17 protein-coding genes are annotated in these 16,168 nt (G+C 64.0%); 12 read left to right on the top strand and 5 right to left on the bottom strand.

The window, feature by feature from the left end; all coding sequences use genetic code 11:
* Positions 1-6: 6 nt before the first annotated feature.
* Positions 7-219 (bottom strand): hypothetical protein, encoded by a 213-nt coding sequence (locus ACTHN9_RS25935; protein ID WP_440539677.1) that lies wholly within the window; start codon positions 217-219, stop codon positions 7-9.
* 39 nt (positions 220-258) lie between these two features.
* Complete coding sequence (locus tag ACTHN9_RS25930) at positions 259-1,548, bottom strand: SGNH/GDSL hydrolase family protein (protein ID WP_440539676.1); 1,290 nt, start codon at positions 1,546-1,548, stop codon at positions 259-261.
* Positions 1,549-1,920: 372 nt separating this feature from the next.
* Between ACTHN9_RS25930 and ACTHN9_RS25925 the strand changes: the two genes are divergently transcribed.
* The 3 genes from ACTHN9_RS25925 to ACTHN9_RS25915 are packed head-to-tail and all read left to right on the top strand — an operon-like array spanning position 1,921 to position 3,238.
* Complete coding sequence (locus tag ACTHN9_RS25925; protein WP_440539675.1) at positions 1,921-2,304, top strand: hypothetical protein; 384 nt, start codon at positions 1,921-1,923, stop codon at positions 2,302-2,304.
* A gap of 15 nt (positions 2,305-2,319) precedes the next feature.
* Positions 2,320-2,721, top strand: a complete 402-nt coding sequence (locus ACTHN9_RS25920) for a hypothetical protein (protein ID WP_440539674.1) — start codon at positions 2,320-2,322, stop codon at positions 2,719-2,721.
* Positions 2,722-2,758: 37 nt separating this feature from the next.
* On the top strand, positions 2,759-3,238 hold the full coding sequence (locus ACTHN9_RS25915) for a lytic transglycosylase domain-containing protein (RefSeq protein ID WP_440539673.1): 480 nt from the start codon (positions 2,759-2,761) through the stop codon (positions 3,236-3,238).
* A gap of 56 nt (positions 3,239-3,294) precedes the next feature.
* On the opposite strand, the gene ACTHN9_RS25910 is transcribed toward ACTHN9_RS25915, so the two are convergent.
* The gene (locus ACTHN9_RS25910; RefSeq protein ID WP_440539672.1) at positions 3,295-3,477 is read right to left on the bottom strand and encodes a hypothetical protein; all 183 of its coding nucleotides are present in this window, start codon (positions 3,475-3,477) and stop codon (positions 3,295-3,297) included.
* Positions 3,478-3,692: 215 nt separating this feature from the next.
* On the opposite strand from ACTHN9_RS25910, the gene paaA reads away from it, so the two are divergent.
* The 7 genes from paaA (at position 3,693) to ACTHN9_RS25875 (ending at position 9,314) form a co-directional block, all read left to right on the top strand.
* Positions 3,693-4,691, top strand: a complete 999-nt coding sequence (gene paaA, locus ACTHN9_RS25905; protein WP_440539671.1) for a 1,2-phenylacetyl-CoA epoxidase subunit PaaA — start codon at positions 3,693-3,695, stop codon at positions 4,689-4,691.
* Positions 4,692-4,785: 94 nt separating this feature from the next.
* Complete coding sequence (gene paaB / locus ACTHN9_RS25900) at positions 4,786-5,070, top strand: 1,2-phenylacetyl-CoA epoxidase subunit PaaB (protein ID WP_102649412.1); 285 nt, start codon at positions 4,786-4,788, stop codon at positions 5,068-5,070.
* 7 nt (positions 5,071-5,077) lie between these two features.
* A complete protein-coding gene (gene paaC, locus ACTHN9_RS25895; protein WP_440539670.1) occupies positions 5,078-5,881 on the top strand; it encodes a 1,2-phenylacetyl-CoA epoxidase subunit PaaC in 804 nt (267 codons plus the stop codon).
* 60 nt (positions 5,882-5,941) lie between these two features.
* Positions 5,942-6,520, top strand: coding sequence for a 1,2-phenylacetyl-CoA epoxidase subunit PaaD (gene paaD, locus ACTHN9_RS25890; protein WP_440539669.1), 579 nt, complete (start codon positions 5,942-5,944; stop codon positions 6,518-6,520).
* Positions 6,521-6,522: 2 nt separating this feature from the next.
* Positions 6,523-7,611, top strand: coding sequence for a 1,2-phenylacetyl-CoA epoxidase subunit PaaE (gene paaE, locus ACTHN9_RS25885; RefSeq protein ID WP_440539668.1), 1,089 nt, complete (start codon positions 6,523-6,525; stop codon positions 7,609-7,611).
* A gap of 180 nt (positions 7,612-7,791) precedes the next feature.
* Entirely contained in the window at positions 7,792-8,391 is a 600-nt protein-coding gene (locus ACTHN9_RS25880; protein WP_440539667.1) for a TetR/AcrR family transcriptional regulator, read from the top strand.
* Positions 8,392-8,642: 251 nt separating this feature from the next.
* Positions 8,643-9,314 (top strand): GNAT family N-acetyltransferase, encoded by a 672-nt coding sequence (locus ACTHN9_RS25875; RefSeq protein ID WP_440539678.1) that lies wholly within the window; start codon positions 8,643-8,645, stop codon positions 9,312-9,314.
* A gap of 129 nt (positions 9,315-9,443) precedes the next feature.
* Here the strand turns inward: ACTHN9_RS25875 and ACTHN9_RS25870 are convergent, their stop codons facing one another.
* Positions 9,444-9,935 carry an Lrp/AsnC family transcriptional regulator gene (locus ACTHN9_RS25870; protein WP_116138189.1) on the bottom strand — a complete coding sequence of 164 codons (492 nt, stop codon included), beginning with the start codon at positions 9,933-9,935 and terminating at the stop codon, positions 9,444-9,446.
* 189 nt (positions 9,936-10,124) lie between these two features.
* Here ACTHN9_RS25870 and hppD point away from each other — a divergent pair, with 189 nt between their 5' ends.
* Positions 10,125-11,222, top strand: a complete 1,098-nt coding sequence (gene hppD / locus ACTHN9_RS25865; RefSeq protein ID WP_440539666.1) for a 4-hydroxyphenylpyruvate dioxygenase — start codon at positions 10,125-10,127, stop codon at positions 11,220-11,222.
* 151 nt (positions 11,223-11,373) lie between these two features.
* Here hppD and ACTHN9_RS25860 read toward each other — a convergent pair whose 3' ends face one another.
* Entirely contained in the window at positions 11,374-11,673 is a 300-nt protein-coding gene (locus ACTHN9_RS25860; protein ID WP_440539665.1) for a hypothetical protein, read from the bottom strand.
* Positions 11,674-12,026: 353 nt separating this feature from the next.
* On the opposite strand from ACTHN9_RS25860, the gene ACTHN9_RS25855 reads away from it, so the two are divergent.
* On the top strand, positions 12,027-15,614 hold the full coding sequence (locus ACTHN9_RS25855; protein WP_440539664.1) for an indolepyruvate ferredoxin oxidoreductase family protein: 3,588 nt from the start codon (positions 12,027-12,029) through the stop codon (positions 15,612-15,614).
* Positions 15,615-16,168 lie beyond the last annotated feature (554 nt).

The following is a 16,168-nucleotide window of genomic DNA, read 5'->3' as shown; positions in this document are numbered from 1 at the left end:
AAATTTTTAAAGATCGCGTCGCTTAACCGCCAGCAGCACCAGAGCAACTTCCCCTCTAGCACCGCCCGTCTTGCGTTGCTGCGTCAGCAGCAGAGAAACGAGATTATGCAGAACTTCTTGCATCGCGTCAACAGTTTTTTTCGCATATCGCTTAAAACTTGTTGCCGCCGGCGCCGTTTCGTCGCCGCTCATCAAATGAGGATGCGAATCATAGGTCAAACCCGTGTCGTGTGACAAGGGTGTGAAGCAACTTTTTTTCTAGCGATGCGTGGGCGCCGTCACCCAGTCCAGCGGAACCGCAGCGGCCATCGCCGTGTAGCCGTCGTCGTTAGGGTGAATATGGTCGCCGCTATCGAAGCGTCGCTGCAACTGGTCCGGGTGCCCACTGTCGCGCAGCGCCGCATCGAAATCGATCACGCCGTCGAACGCGCCGCTCGTGCGGATCCAACCGTTCACCGCGGTGCGCACGGCTTCGCGCGGGCCAGGCAGCGACGCGGGCGTCAGCGTGGCGCCGTAGATGCGCACGCTGCTGCGATGCGCCAGCTCGATCAAGCGCCGATAGCCGTCGATCAAGTCGCGGGCGGTCACCGTCGTATGGGGGAAGTCGCAGTCGAGCCCCGCGCGCGGCGGCATCGCGGCGAAGTTGATGTCGTTGATGCCAATCAGCAAGATCGCGGCGCGAACGCCGCTTTGACCCAGCGCGTCGCGCTCGAAGCGGCGCTCGAGTGCCTCCCCGTAGCACGGCGAATCGCTGAGCAATCGGTTGCCGCTGATGCCGAGGTTGAGCACCGCCGTCTGCGTGGCGCCGGCTTCGTCGAGCCGGCGTGACAACGCATCGGTCCAGCGGCGATTGCGATTCAGGCTGGAGCGCAGCCCATCGGTGATCGAATCGCCGATCGCCGCAATGGCGGACGCGTTCGGCGCGCGCACGTCGAGCGCGCTGACCCAAGCCGATTCCGTGAACTTGCGCGTATAGGCGCCGGGCGTCTCGTCGGCCGCGTGATCGCCCTGCGTCGAGACGTAATTGACCTGGTTCGCCACCCGATGCCAGGCGGTGACCGTTTGGCGCGGCCCCGCAGCCAGGCTGATGGCGTAGGGCTGGCCCGCCGTCAATGCAACCGAGATCGGATCGCTGTCGAGCTGCGCACCGGGTTTCAGCGTGACGAACGCCTTGCCGGCGAAAGTGACGCGCACAGCCGTCCCCGGCCGCGTCTGCGCACCGCCCGCCGACTGCGCAAGCACCACGTCCGTCAGCGTCAGCGGCGCGCGCCCGTAGGCGTTGCTGACGCGGATACGGACACCGCGGCCGGATATCGTCGGATAAACGATTTGCCGAACTGTGCGGCCCGCGACATCGGGCGTGCGGTACAGCGGCGGCGGATCGGCGAGGTCGGGGATCGATTGAGCCGCGGTGGCCCACGCGGTCACCCACTCGCCCGCGGCCGGAGCCGGCGCAGCGGCGTGCGCCGCGCCCGTCGCGCCGACCGAGAAGGCGAACACCGCCGCCGTGAATGCGCCGAGCGCACGCGAAGTGATTCGAGCAAACATGTGATGAAGAGGGATGGGGGACTAACGAGACTAACAAGGACAAGACAGACGGCGATTGTGCCTGACGCGCGCCGCCCCGGTAAGCGCGTTTTAACGCCCGCGCTCGGCCCCGCTTCGCGACAGGCCTCGGCGCGTTGATCACACCCCAATTGGCTACCGGCCGGCAAGAGCCACGGCGTTCGTTTCTGAAGCGCTTAATTCGGGAGCGAGCGTCGAGTCGGCTCCGTCGGCATCGACGACGACCGGCCACAAGCACTGTCCACCGGGCTGCGACGCTCGGCGGACTCGGCGTTTTCCCTCGATCAGCTTTCGTCAGTTTTAATCATCGGGCCCTCACTGCCGATAACGCACTTCTTAGCGTTGGAGATCACAGTGAAAGCACTCACCAGCCTTCTTATCGTCGTCGCCCTATCGGGGTGCGCGCAGATGCAAGCCATGCGATCGAACGACGGTCGGCAATCCGCCGCGACCTCCGGTGCGCAAACGGCGAAACTCGTCGACATCGCCATTCCGGCCGACGCCCTGGGCGCACGCGACCCGCATTTGACCGAAGTGCTCGTCAAAGTAGGTGCGGTGGCTTCCAAGCAACCGCAGCCGACATGGATCGTCATCGCCGCACTCGCCCAGGACTTTCCGTATCTGAATCAATCGGTGAAGCGCGGCATCGCACCCGCGCGCGCCGGCGCGATCCAGATCGAAAACGTCACCGTGGGAAGCTGCCACCCCTACAGCGTGCAAGTGCTGCCGACCGAATAGCCTCCGGAGACGTCCATGATTTCCCGTTCCGCCCTCGCATTGATCGGCGCGCTTAGCCTGAGCGCGGCGCTCCCGAGCCACGCCCAAACGCCGGCTCCATCGGTCAAGCCGTCGCCGGAAAACGCCGGCCCCAATCAATTGTTCCCGCCGCTGCCGTCGCTGGCTTCGTTGCCCGCCTCGTCCGCGGAGCAATTGGAGGAGGCGGCGCCGGTCGGCAACACGCACCGCTCCGGCAAGAAGGCGCGCCGGACGACCTGGCGCAAACCCGCGGCCGAGCCGAGCATCAGGATGGTCGTCAGCGACGAATCGCAAGCCTACTTGACCGAGGTCGATCGCAAGCTCGACGACGTCTTGCGCAACCCGGCGCACGACGCACGCACCGGAGGCGACACCGTCTCGCTGGCGTGGACCCGATAGTGCCGCACGATCCACGACAACCGCTGGAGTCTCACCCATGACCGCTCGCACGCTCCGAGGCGTCCGCCCGACGCTCGCAGGCCTGGCAGCCGCCGCCATCGCATTCGCTTGTCTTCTGAGCGGCCCGCGCCTCGCCCGTGCCGACGAAGACTGTTTCGCGCGCGCCGGGGCCTATCAAGGGGTCAATCCGCTCGTCCTGCGAGCGATCGCCTGGTACGAATCGAAAGGCAACCCCAATGCCGTGCATCGCAACGCGGACGGCAGCATCGACGTCGGCCAGGCTCAAATCAATTCGGTGCACTTCGCGGAGCTGCGCCGCAACGGGGTGCCGCCCGGCGCGCTAAAAGACGCGTGCGTCAACACTTATGTGGCCGCATGGATGCTCAAGCAAAAGATGATTCGCTACGGCAATACGTGGCACGCCATCGGCGCCTATCACTCGGAGACGCCCTCGCTGCGCGACCAGTACGCGCGCAGCATCCACGGCGTGCTCGTCTCTTGGGGCATGGCCCAATAGCGCTCGTCCTCGCGCTCGTCGATACGGGCCGGCGATTTGGCCCCGCTCAGCGGCGATTAACCCCGCTGCTCGGCGATGATCTGGTAGCCGGGGCCGGCGTTCGCTCGCGCGGCGTGCTCCGCTTCCTCATAGGAAAGGAAGTGTTCGGCTTCCTCGAACGACGGCGTCAAGCCAACGTCGCCGTCCTCGCCGGGGCAAAGATACTGCTCTCCGGTCTTCACGAAATAGACGGTCGTCATGATCGCGATACAAGACACGTGCGAGGCACGTGGGACTTAAGGACGATGGTTCCAGTCTAGCAGCCCGCTGCGACGCCGCTACCCGCCCTTTTTTAGCGTCCTCCCTCACCGGGCCGGCCACCGCCCGTCGATCGATCCCCGAAAAAAATTTATTAACCGACCGGTCGGTTGGCTTATACTCGCCACAACGTACAACTCAGGACGAGATCGTTCCCATGTATACGCAATCCCTCGACATTCCAGGCAACGTCGCGGCGCTCGATGCCGGCGCGGCCTCGCCCGAGCAAGATCGGTTCGACGCGGTCGTCGCGGCGGACGGCAAGATCGAGCCGCAAGACTGGATGCCCGATGCCTACCGGAAAACGCTCGTGCGCCAAATCTCGCAGCACGCCCATTCGGAAATCGTCGGCATGCTGCCCGAAGGCAATTGGATCTCGCGCGCGCCGAGCCTCAAGCGCAAAGCCATCTTGCTCGCAAAGGTGCAAGACGAAGGCGGCCACGGCCTCTATCTGTATAGCGCCGCCGAAACGCTCGGCGTCTCGCGCGACGATCTGGTCGATGCCTTGCATAGCGGCCGCGCCAAGTATTCGAGCATCTTCAACTATCCGACGCCGACCTGGGCGGACGTGGGCGTGATCGGCTGGCTCGTTGATGGCGCCGCGATCATGAATCAGATCCCGCTGTGCCGCTGCACGTACGGCCCCTATGCGCGCGCGATGATCCGCATCTGCAAGGAGGAGTCGTTCCACCAGCGCCAAGGCTTCGACGCCCTGCTCGCCATGATGAAAGGTACCGAGGCGCAACGCGCGCTCGTTCAACAAGCGGTCGATCGCTGGTGGTGGCCGGTGCTCATGATGTTCGGCCCGAGCGATAAAGATTCCGTCCACAGCAATCAGTCGGCGCAGTGGGGCATCAAGCGCATTTCCAACGACGATCTGCGCCAAAAGTTCGTCGATGCCACCGTGGAACAAGCCAAGGTGCTCGGCGTCACGCTGCCCGATCCGGATCTCAAGTGGAACGAGGCTCGCGGCCACTACGACTACGGCACGATCGACTGGGAAGAATTTTGGCGCGTCGTGGGCGGCGACGGCCCCTGCAACAAGGAACGCCTCGCCACACGCGTGAAGGCGCACGAGGACGGCGCTTGGGTACGCGAAGCGGCGCTCGCCCATGCGGAGAAAGCGCACATGCGCGCGCAACAACAAGCGGCGTGACGGGCCGCGTGCGTTCGCGCGCGCGTTCGCACCTTCGTCAAGTCAACGTATTCAACGTATTAGTCAGCATTGCCAAGCATTCAGGAGCGAGTTCATGAACAAGGAATGGCCGATTTGGGAAGTGTTCGTGCGCAGCAAGCAGGGCCTCGACCATAAGCATTGCGGCAGCTTGCATGCCGCCGACGCGTCGATGGCGCTGCGCATGGCGCGCGACGTCTACACGCGGCGCCAGGAAGGCGTGAGCATTTGGGTTGTGCCGGCCGCGGCGATCACCGCGTCGGATCCCAACGAGAAAGCAGACCTGTTCGAGCCGGCCGGCGACAAGATCTACCGCCACCCGACCTTCTACACGCTGCCCGACGCAGTCAACCACATGTAACCGCGACATGACGACTACGCCCGACCATCTCTCCTACGTGCTGCGTCTCGCGGACAATGCGCTGATCCTCGGTCAGCGCAACGCCGAATGGTGCGGCCACGGCCCAGCGCTCGAAGAGGACATCGCGCTCGCGAACATGAGCCTCGATCTCATCGGCCAAGCGCGCCTGCTTTACTCGCACGCCGCCACGCTCGAGCACGCGCTCACCGGCGCGAGCAAGACCGAGGACGATTACGCTTACTTCCGCGCCGAGCGCGAGTTCGCCAACTACACGCTGCTCGAGCTACCGCATGGCGGGCCTCTCGGCGCCACCGCGCGCGGCGAGCGCGACTACGCGGTCACGACCGTGCGCAACTACCTGTACACGGCGCTGATGGTTCACCTCTGGCGCGCGCTGGAAGGCTCCAAGGATGCGCAGCTCGCGGCCATCGCCTCGAAATCGATCAAGGAAACGCGCTACCAATTGCAGCATGCGCGCGATTGGCTCGTGCGGCTGGGCGACGGCACCGATGAATCGCATCGGCGCATGCAAGCCGCGCTCGATTTTTTGATGCCCTATACGCGCGAGTGGTTCGCGCCCGATGCGCTTGAAGATTCGGTCGCGGCGTCGGGCGTCGGCGTGCGCGCGGCCGATTTCGAAGCGGTTTGGCAGAGCGATGTCCAAGCGGCCGTCGACGAAGCCACGCTTGAGCTGCCGCCACCTGTCGCCCATGTGACGACGGGCAAGCATGGCGAGCATTCCGAGCACATGGGCTTTCTGCTCGCGGAAATGCAAAGCCTCGCTCGCCAGCATCCCGGGGCGACTTGGTAGCCGTTCGGCGTCCGCCCCCTCGTATTCAGTCTTGCCGTTAGCCAGCTTCAGGTCCGCGATATGCCAAGCCCCAACCGCCTTGCCCCGACCGGCGCAGCCCCCGCAGCCGCGCACGACGATGTCCTCGCGCACGCGTGGTCGGTGCTCGAATCCGTCCCGGACCCGGAGATTCCGGTCGTCTCGATCCGCGAACTCGGCATCCTGCGAGCCGTCGAGCGGGCGCAAGACGGTACGCTCGAAGTCGTCATCACGCCGACTTACTCGGGCTGCCCGGCGATGGCGCACATCGCCGAGGATGTCGCGCACGCGCTTGAGCACGCAGGCTTGACGCCGCACCGGATCAAGACGGTGCTGGCACCGGCATGGACGACCGACTGGATCACCGATGAAGCGCGCGAGAAACTTCGCGCGTACGGCATCGCGCCGCCTGGCGGCCGGTGCGCGAGCGCGAGTGTCGCCGGCGACGAGCAGGCGATCCGCTTCATGCCGAAGGCGGCGCGTGCCGTCGGCACGCCGGCGTGTCCGCATTGCGGCTCGGTTCACACCGAACGCTTGTCGCAATTCGGCTCCACGGCGTGCAAGGCCCTGTATCGCTGCCTCGATTGCCGCGAACCCTTCGACTACTTCAAACCTTACTAAACATGGCGACCCCGCAATTCCATTCGCTGCGCATCCGCGAGGTGCGGCCCGAAACCGCCGACGCGGTTTCCGTTTCGTTCGAAGTGCCGCCCGAACTGCGCGAGCAGTATCGCTTCACGCAAGGGCAATTCGTGACGCTGAAGGCACATGTCGATGGCGAGGAGACACGGCGCTCCTATTCGATTTGCGTCGGCGTGACCGATTACGATCGCGACGGCGAGCTGCGCATCGGCATCAAACGCGTGCGCGGCGGACGCTTCTCGAATTTCGCCTTCGATACGCTACAGGCCGGCCATTCGATCGAGGTCATGACGCCCGATGGTCGCTTTTTCACGCACCTGAACGCGGACGAGGGCAAACAATACGTCGCCTTCGCCGGCGGCTCGGGCATCACGCCCGTGCTTGCCATCATCAAGACGACGCTCGACGTGGAGCCGCGCAGCACCTTTACGCTGATCTACGGTAATCGCAGCGTCGACGCAATCATGTTCGCCGAGGAGCTCGAGGACCTGAAGAACCGGTACATGAACCGATTCGTCTTGTACAACGTGCTGTCCGACGACATGCAAGACGTGGATCTGTTCAACGGCGTGCTCGATCGATCGAAGTGCGCCGCGTTCCTCGAGGCGTTGGTGTCACCGGATGCGATCGACGAGGCGTTTATCTGCGGTCCCGCACCGATGATGGATGCCGCGGAGGCGGCGCTCAAGGCCGCCGGTGTGGCCGAGTCGAAGGTGCACGTCGAGCGTTTCGGCACGCCGCTGCCGCAGGCCGGTGCGCCTGTCGTCGAAATCACCGAACAAACGCCGGCCGCCGATCTGGAAATCATCATCGATGGCAATCGCCGCAAGATGCGGTTGCCCTATGAAGGTGCGAGCCTGCTCGATGTCGGCCTGCACGCGGGCCTTGCGCTGCCGTACGCCTGCAAGGGCGGCGTGTGCTGCACCTGCCGCGCGAAGGTGCTCGAAGGCGAGGTGAAGATGGACAAGAACTACACGCTCGAGCCGCAAGAAATTCGCGACGGCTTCGTGCTGACGTGTCAATGCCACCCCGTCAGCGAGCGCGTGGTCGTGAGCTACGACGAACGTTGATCTGAAGCGCGTCGCGTTTCGCTTACACTAGCGCCGCGGCGGCCACCGCGCGGCGCACCCCACGGGCGGACTCCCCGCCCGCGGGGCGCGAAGGCAATAATCGCGACAATCGCGGCGATCGATTCGACTCCACCCCAACGATCACCCGCGCGCCGGCCGGCCGAATACGACGAAGACATCATGGCCCGTACCCGAGCACCCGATCACGAATCCCAGCGCGAGCAAATCCTCGAACTCGCCGCTAGCGCGTTCGCGCAAACGAGCTATCCGAGCACATCGATGGCGGAACTCGCCGCCGCAAGCGGCACCTCCAAGGCCCGCCTCTACCACTACTACGAGAGCAAGGAAGCGATCCTGTTCGACCTGCTCGATCGCTACACGAAGCGGCTCATGCTGATCATCGCGGAGGTGGAGGGCGCGAGCGGGCGACGCGCGCTGACCGAACGCGAGGCATTCGCCGAGCTTGTGCGCGCCTTTCTCGTGGAGTACGAAACGTCGCACAGTCGGCACGTGGCGTTGCTCAACGACGTGAAGTATCTGGTCGAAACCCAGCGCGAGGTGATTCTCGATCGCCAGCGCGACATCGTCGCCGCCTTCACGCGCCAATTGGCGCGCGCCTACCCGGACCGCGTCTCGAAGGAGAATCAGACCGCCGTCACAATGATGGTGTTCGGGATGATCAATTGGACCTTCACCTGGCTCAAGCCAGGCGGGCGGCTAGGCTATCGCGAATTCGCGGACCAGGTGATCGATCTCATCGAGAAAGGGTTGGCGACCTGAACGATTGGCGCTCGCATCGAACGCTGCATCGCAGCATCGACTCATGCGTCATATCATCGGTCAAATTGACGCGATGCGGATGCACAACACCAAACTTTACCGATAAAAATCAGCCACTTAATCGATTTCACGGCAGTTATAGAGGCAGTTCTCCATGCTGAATTCGGGTTTTCCCCAGTAGGGATAACGCGGATCGGGTAAAATTCGCATTGCGTTGCAGCACGAACGCATGACGAAAAGGAGAACCCATGATGAATCCGCATCTATCCACACGCGCCAACGCATCGATCGAGCTTCACGAGCGTGCCTCGCAGGCGGCTCATCGTGCTTCGGTACTCGTTCGCGAGTTGACGGCCTGCGATCGCGATCCGTTGCTCGCGCACTTTCTCGCACTCGGCGAGGAGGACCGCCTGCTGCGTTTCGGCCAGGCCGCGCCCGACCACGTCATCGAAAACTACGTGCGCTCGATCGATTTCGCGCGCGATAAGGTGTTCGGCGTCTACGATCACCGGCTGGAACTCGTCGGCGTCGGCCATCTTGCCTACCTGCCTGCGGACGGCGACAGCCGTACGGCCGAGTTCGGCGTGTCGGTGCTCGAAAGCTCGCGCGGGATGGGCGTCGGCTCGAGGCTGTTCGAGCGCGCCGCCATCCATAGCCGCAATACGCGCGTCACGACGCTGTATATGTACTGCCTTTCGCGCAACACGACCATGATGCATATCGCCAAGAAGGCCGGCATGAAGATCGAATATGCCTACGGCAGCGCCGATGCGTATCTGACGCTTCCCCCGGCCGATCAAGCGAGCATCCTGACCGAGATGCTGCAAGAACAAGCCGCGGTGTTCGACTACGCGATCAAGCGCCAAGCGCGCAATACGGCCCGCATTATCGAGGCGATGATCCCGGCTGAAGCCGCCGCGTAAGCGCTTTCTTCCCCCCGTGCGCCGCTCTCCCCTGTGCGGCGCGCGCGACGAGGCGGCTTTCGGCCGCCTCGTCTCTTTTGTAGCGCCGCTTTCGCCGAGTCGCGCATGCGGCGCGCGTTCTTCCGCCCTTCAGAGAATCGGCAACGCTGTTGTCTCCTTGAACGATTCGAGCGCGAAACTCGTCTTCACGTCGATCACCGACGGGTGATGGAGCAACTGATCCTGCACGAAGCGCGAGAAGTGCACCATGTCCTTCACCTGCACGCGCAGCAGGTAATCCATCTCCCCTGTCATCGCGTGGCACGCGACCACTTCCGGCCAGGACTGAACCGCTGCGCGAAAGAGTTCGGCATGGGTGGTGCCCGCATGGCCCGTCGCACCGCCGCGCTTCTCCAAGCGCACATTGACGTAGGCGAGCAACCCGAGGCCCAGCTTTTGCGGATCGAGTAACGCAACGTAGCCGCGAATGATGCCGGCCTCTTCTAGACGCCGGATGCGCCGCAGGCACGGGCTCGGCGAAAGGTTCACGCGCTCCGCGATGTCCTGGTTCGAGGCGCGGCCGTTCTCCTGCAAAAACGCGAGGATGCGCCTGTCGACGGCATCGAGTTCGATATCGGCCATTTTCCCACTCCCTTCGGCTCGGATGAGACACAAAATTGCGCAATCGTAGTGCCGGCCGACGAACATCGCAAATTTTTGCCCATCCGCCCGCTATACACTTGCGTCTATTCGCGGCATGCGGCACTTCGCCCGCGACCCGACACGCCGACGGGGACCACCGCCCCTCGCCGATCGAAACAGGAGACAGACATGCAGGTTCAAACGTGGGACAACCCCGTCGGCACCGACGGCTTCGAGTTTATCGAGTACACCGCGCCGGATCCGAAGGCGCTAGGCAAGCTGTTCGAGCAGATGGGCTTCACGGCGATTGCGCGCCATCGGCACAAAGACGTGACCTTGTACCGCCAGGGCGAAATCAATTTCATCGTCAACGCCGAACCCGATTCGTTCGCGCAGCGGTTCGCCCGCCTGCACGGCCCGTCGATCTGCGCGATCGCATTTCGCGTGCAAGATGCCGCGAAGGCCTACAAGCATGCGCTCGACCTAGGCGCCTGGGGCTTCGATAACAAGACGGGCCCGATGGAGCTGAACATTCCGGCCATCAAGGGCATTGGCGATTCGCTGATCTACTTTGTCGATCGCTGGCGCGGCAAGAACGGGGCACAGGCCGGCAGCGTCGGGGATATCGATATCTATGACGTCGACTTCGAACCGATTCCGGGTGCCGATCCGCGTCCGGTGGGCCACGGCCTGACCTACATCGACCACCTGACGCACAACGTGCACCGCGGCCGCATGCAGGAATGGGCCGCCTTCTACGAGCGTCTGTTCAACTTCCGCGAGATTCGTTACTTCGATATCGAAGGTAAGGTGACGGGCGTCAAGTCGAAGGCGATGACCTCGCCCTGCGGCAAAATCCGCATTCCGATCAACGAGGAAGGCTCCGAGACAGCCGGCCAAATCCAGGAATACCTCGACGCCTATCGCGGCGAAGGCATTCAGCACATTGCGCTGGGCTCGAACGACATTTATCGCACCGTGGACGGCTTGCGCGGATCGGGCATCAAACTGCTCGATACGATCGATACCTACTATGAACTCGTCAATCGCCGCATCCCGGGTCATACCGAACCGCTGGACGAACTGAAGAAGCGCAAGATTCTGATCGACGGCGAGAAGGACGACCTGCTGCTGCAGATCTTCACCGAAAATCAGATCGGGCCGATCTTCTTCGAGATCATCCAGCGCAAGGGCAATCAGGGGTTCGGGGAGGGCAACTTCAAGGCGCTGTTCGAATCGATCGAACTCGATCAAATTCGACGCGGCGTGGTGCAGGACAAGGCCTAAGAGAGCATCGACGCGCGGCCGTCGCGGCCGCCGCGCAACCATGATGGACTACCGGCGCGCACCGGGACGATGGCCGCACGTGCGCGCCCTTCGCGGCCATGCGGAGCCGCGGCTGGGCCCCGATGCTGCCGCTTAGTGGCTCCATGAGCGCTTACATCAGCGTGAACGGTTCGACGCTCGGCTCGCCGCCGGCATCCGCCCCCTTGGTCGACGCCGTTTCGATCGTCGACACATGCTTGCGGCTGGCCTTGGCGATCTGCGTATGACGCGCCGGCGCCTCGCCCATCGACGCCGCCCAGCGTTCGGCCGGTCCCGCGCCGATGCCGGCACGGGCGATCGTGCGCGTCACCGCCTGCTCCACCACCCCGGCTTGCGCTTGGCGCACAGGCAAGCTCATCGAGAAAAATGCGGCGGAAACCAAAAGAAACGTTTGAACGTGTCGCTTTTCCATCTGTACTCCTTTTATCTTCACGCTCCCCGAAAACGCCGGCGTGGCGCCGGGCCGCGTGCCCGCCAAACTGAACGGTCCGGCCATTAGACCAGCTCGACTCCCCCCGTTCCAGCCTTAAAACAACACGTTACGGCGGTTACAGACAGATACCGGCACCTGTTCATGAGATAAGGCGATGCCGCGCGGGGCTTATTGGGCAAGCGATGGCACCATTTTTGACTACAGCGGCGGGTTTCCACCAGTGCTACCATCGCAAAAAAACCGTCAATATGGCGGCCCCGGCCGAAGCATTCAAAAGATGCGCGAGGCTGAGACGTTTTGGTGATCCCAAACAGGGTTGAGGAGTCAATACAATGAATGCCCCGCTAGACGCAGGTCAGCGAGCCTCGCTGGAAGCTGCGCTATCGTCCGTCACGCTCGACGACAAATACACGCTCGAACGCGGCCGCGCATATATGAGCGGCATTCAGGCGCTCGTGCGCCTGCCGATGCTGCAACACGCGCGCGATCAAGCCGCCGGCCTCAATACAGCCGGTTTCATTTCCGGCTATCGCGGCTCGCCGCTCGGCGGCCTCGACCTCGCCCTTTGGAAAGCCAAGAAGCACCTCGCCTCGAATCAGGTCGTGTTCCAGCCCGGGATCAACGAAGATCTCGCCGCCACGGCTGTCTGGGGCACCCAGCAAGTCAATCTCTACCCCGGCGCGAAATACGACGGGGTGTTTTCGATGTGGTACGGCAAGGGCCCCGGCGTCGATCGCTCGGGCGACGTCCTCAAGCACGGCAACTCGGCCGGCTCGTCGCAGCACGGCGGCGTGCTGGTGCTGGCGGGCGACGATCACGCGTGCAAGTCCTCCACGCTCGCGCACCAGTCCGAACACATCTTCAAGGCCTGCGGCCTGCCTGTGCTGTTTCCGTCGAACGTCCAGGAATACCTCGACTTCGGTCTGCACGGCTGGGCGATGAGCCGTTACTCGGGCCTGTGGGTGGCGATGAAGTGCGTGACCGATGTCGTCGAATCGTCGGCGTCCGTGGATATCGATCCGCATCGCACGCAAATCGTGTTGCCGTCCGACTTCGTCATGCCCGACGGCGGCCTGAACATCCGCTGGCCCGATCCGCCGCTCGTGCAGGAAGCGCGTCTGCTCGACTACAAGTGGTATGCGGCGCTCGCCTATGTGCGCGCCAACAAGCTCGACCGCGTCGAGATCGATTCGCCGCATGCGCGCTTCGGCATCATCACGGGCGGCAAGGCGTACCTCGACGTGCGTCAGGCGCTCGTCGATTTGGGTCTGGACGACGAAACGTGTTCGCGCATCGGCATCCGTCTTTATAAGGTGGGCTGCGTCTGGCCGCTCGAAGCGCAAGGCGCGCAAGCGTTCGCGCGTGGGCTCGACGAAATTCTCGTCGTCGAGGAAAAGCGCCAGATTCTCGAATACGCGATCAAAGAGGAGCTGTATAACTGGCCCGACGGCCAGCGTCCGCGCGTGTTCGGCAAGTTCGACGAGAAGGACGGCGCCGGCGGCGAATGGTCGGTACCGATGGGCAACTGGCTGCTGCCGGCGCATTACGAGCTTTCGCCGGCACTGATCGCCAAGGCGATTGCCACGCGGCTCGAGAAGTTCGAATTGCCGTCCGACGTGCGCGAGCGTATCGCATCGCGGCTCGCCGTGATCGACGCGAAGGAAAAGGCGCTGGCCAAGCCGCGCGTCACGGCGGAGCGCAAGCCCTGGTTCTGCTCGGGCTGCCCGCACAACACGTCGACGAACGTTCCCGACGGCTCGCGGGCGATGGCCGGCATCGGCTGCCATTACATGACGGTCTGGATGGACCGCAATACGAGCACGTTCAGCCAAATGGGCGGCGAAGGCGTGGCATGGACGGGCCAGGCGCCGTTCACGAACGAGAAGCACGTATTCGCGAACCTCGGCGACGGCACCTATTTTCACTCGGGCTTGCTCGCGATTCGCGCCGCCATCGCCGCGAAGGCGAACATTACCTACAAGATTCTCTATAACGACGCTGTCGCCATGACGGGCGGCCAGCCTGTCGACGGCGTGCTGACGGTGCCGCAAATCACGCACCAACTCGCGGCGGAAGGCGCGAAGAAGATCGTCATCGTCACCGACGAACCGCAGAAGTACAGCGGGACAACGCTGCTCGCGCCGGGGGTGACGATCCATCATCGCGACGAACTCGACGCGGTGCAGCGCGAGCTGCGCGAGATCGAAGGCACCACGATCCTGATCTACGATCAGACCTGCGCGACCGAGAAACGGCGCCGCCGCAAGAAGGGCGAATTCCCCGATCCGGCGCGGCGCGTCGTGATCAACGAAGCCGTCTGCGAGGGGTGCGGCGATTGCTCGGTGCAGTCGAACTGCCTCTCGGTGGAGCCGCTCGAGACCGAACTCGGTACCAAGCGTCAAATCAACCAGTCGAGCTGCAACAAGGATTTCTCCTGCTTGAAGGGCTTTTGCCCGAGCTTCGTGACGGTGGAAGGCGGCCAACTGCGCAAGCCGAAGCCGGCCGGCGCGAAGGCGAGCGATGCCTTGCCCGAGATTCCGGCGCCGGCGCTGCCCGAGATTGCACGCCCCTACGGCGTGCTCGTCACGGGCGTGGGCGGGACGGGCGTCGTGACGATCGGGGCGCTGCTCGGCATGGCTGCGCATCTCGAACAAAAGGGCGTCACTGTGCTGGACGTCACCGGCCTCGCGCAAAAGGGCGGCGCCGTGATGAGCCACGTCCAGATCGCGAAGGCACCGGCCGACATTCACGCGACGCGCATCGCCATGGGCGAAGCGAACCTCGTGATCGGCTGCGACGCGATCGTGACGGCCGGCGACGAATGCACGTCGCGGATGAAGTTCGATCAGACGCGCGTGGTGGTCAACAGCTCGAAGACGCCGACGGCGGAGTTCATCAAGAATCCGAACTGGACGTTCCCCGGCACGAGTACGGAACAAGACGTGCGGGCGGCGGCGGGCGAGCATGTCGATGTCGTCGATGCCAATCGCTTCGCGGTGGCGCTGCTCGGCGATGCGATCTACACGAACCCGTTCGTCCTCGGCTATGCGTGGCAACGCGGCTGGCTGCCGCTCGAGCATCGCTCGCTCGTGCGGGCGATTGAACTGAACGGCGTGCAAGTCGAGAAGAACCTGGCGGCGTTCGAATGGGGCCGTCGTGCCGCTCACGATCTCGCAAGCGTCGAGCAAGCGGCCAAGCCGGCCGGCACGGCGCAGGACGCGGGCGCGACGGTCATCTCGCTGCATACGAAGAAGTCTGTCGATGCGCTGATCGCCAAACGTGTCGAGTTGCTCACGGCCTATCAGGATGCGGCGTATGCGAAGCGCTATGAAGCGCTCGTTGCGCAGGTACGGGCGGCCGAACGCGCGCTGGCCGACGGCAGTGCCGTGGCCGAACCGCTGACGGAAGCCGTGGCACGCAATCTGTACAAGCTGATGGCGTACAAGGACGAGTACGAGGTGGCGCGGCTGCAGACCGATCCGGCGTTCCTCGCCAAGCTGAAGGAGCAGTTCGAGGGCGATTGGAAGCTGAACTTCCATCTGGCGCCGCCGACGACGGCGAAAAAAGATGCGAAGGGTCATCTCGTGAAGAAGCAGTACGGCCCGTGGATGCTCACGGCGTTCAAGCTCATCGCGAAGATGAAGTTCCTGCGCGGTTCGAGCTTCGATCTGTTCGGCAAGACGGAGGAGCGTCGTACGGAGCGGGCGTTGATCGGCGAGTATGAGGCGCTCGTGCGCGAGGTGATCTCGGGTTTGAAGGCGGACAATACGCCGCTGGCGATCGAGCTTGCCAACCTGCCCGATGGGATTCGCGGCTACGGTCACGTGAAGGAAAACAACCTCAAGGCCGTGCGCGTGAAGTGGAACGATCTGCTGGCGAAGTGGCGCACGCCGGGTGGAGCGACGCGGCACGCTGCGTAAGTCGATCGATAGTCGATCGAATCGCAGGCGCGCAGCGACGCGCGCCGCACTCGCTGTATGGAACCCTGCATTTTTCGGAATGTGGGGTTTTTTTCTGGGCGTTGTTGGGAAAGGGGATGCCTTGTTGGCATGGTGAACGGGCACGCCGGGAGCGAGCGGTGGGTCGCTAACGCGATGCGCCGTAACGGTCGGTGGGGCGGGCGGGCCCTTGCCTACGTCGAACAGCCTTTTACTCCTCCAGCGGGCCCCGACACCCCAGCGGCGAAACGCGCGGTGGGCCCGAAAAAGATCGTGGACGGTGAACAACCGCTGGTGTCTTAAGCGTGTGAGTGCTTTTCGGGCGGGGGGGGGGGGGGGGGGGGGGCGGGGCGGGCTCCGGGGACGGGGTGGGCGGCGCGGCCGCCGCCCGCCCGCCCCCCCCTCCGGGGGGCCCCGCGGATTCCCTCCACCGGGGCCGCCCCGACGCCCCCCCCCCCCACCCCCCCGCGGCAATACCCACTCCCGCAAACACCCGGCCACCCCACGCAAAAAAAAGCGCCGACATCGACGCTTTG

Origin of the sequence: Trinickia sp. (genome assembly GCF_051953405.1) — a bacterium.
Taxonomy (GTDB): Bacteria; Pseudomonadota; Gammaproteobacteria; order Burkholderiales; family Burkholderiaceae; genus Trinickia.
The sequence above is the reverse complement of the archived record's forward strand: the minus strand, read 5'-3'. Positions and strand labels throughout refer to the sequence as shown.

Excerpts from the sequence above, each read along its gene's own strand:
- ACTHN9_RS25930 (WP_440539676.1), bottom strand. The coding sequence starts at position 1,548 with ATGTTTGCTCGAATCACTTCGCGTGCGCTCGGCGCATTCACGGCGGCG.
- ACTHN9_RS25920 (WP_440539674.1), top strand. The coding sequence starts at position 2,320 with ATGATTTCCCGTTCCGCCCTCGCATTGATCGGCGCGCTTAGCCTGAGC.
- ACTHN9_RS25915 (WP_440539673.1), top strand. The coding sequence starts at position 2,759 with ATGACCGCTCGCACGCTCCGAGGCGTCCGCCCGACGCTCGCAGGCCTG.
- ACTHN9_RS25910 (WP_440539672.1), bottom strand. The coding sequence starts at position 3,477 with ATGACGACCGTCTATTTCGTGAAGACCGGAGAGCAGTATCTTTGCCCC.
- paaA (WP_440539671.1), top strand. The coding sequence starts at position 3,693 with ATGTATACGCAATCCCTCGACATTCCAGGCAACGTCGCGGCGCTCGAT.
- paaB (WP_102649412.1), top strand. The coding sequence starts at position 4,786 with ATGAACAAGGAATGGCCGATTTGGGAAGTGTTCGTGCGCAGCAAGCAG.
- paaC (WP_440539670.1), top strand. The coding sequence starts at position 5,078 with ATGACGACTACGCCCGACCATCTCTCCTACGTGCTGCGTCTCGCGGAC.
- paaD (WP_440539669.1), top strand. The coding sequence starts at position 5,942 with ATGCCAAGCCCCAACCGCCTTGCCCCGACCGGCGCAGCCCCCGCAGCC.
- paaE (WP_440539668.1), top strand. The coding sequence starts at position 6,523 with ATGGCGACCCCGCAATTCCATTCGCTGCGCATCCGCGAGGTGCGGCCC.
- ACTHN9_RS25880 (WP_440539667.1), top strand. The coding sequence starts at position 7,792 with ATGGCCCGTACCCGAGCACCCGATCACGAATCCCAGCGCGAGCAAATC.
- ACTHN9_RS25875 (WP_440539678.1), top strand. The coding sequence starts at position 8,643 with ATGAATCCGCATCTATCCACACGCGCCAACGCATCGATCGAGCTTCAC.
- ACTHN9_RS25870 (WP_116138189.1), bottom strand. The coding sequence starts at position 9,935 with ATGGCCGATATCGAACTCGATGCCGTCGACAGGCGCATCCTCGCGTTT.
- hppD (WP_440539666.1), top strand. The coding sequence starts at position 10,125 with ATGCAGGTTCAAACGTGGGACAACCCCGTCGGCACCGACGGCTTCGAG.
- ACTHN9_RS25860 (WP_440539665.1), bottom strand. The coding sequence starts at position 11,673 with ATGGAAAAGCGACACGTTCAAACGTTTCTTTTGGTTTCCGCCGCATTT.
- ACTHN9_RS25855 (WP_440539664.1), top strand. The coding sequence starts at position 12,027 with ATGAATGCCCCGCTAGACGCAGGTCAGCGAGCCTCGCTGGAAGCTGCG.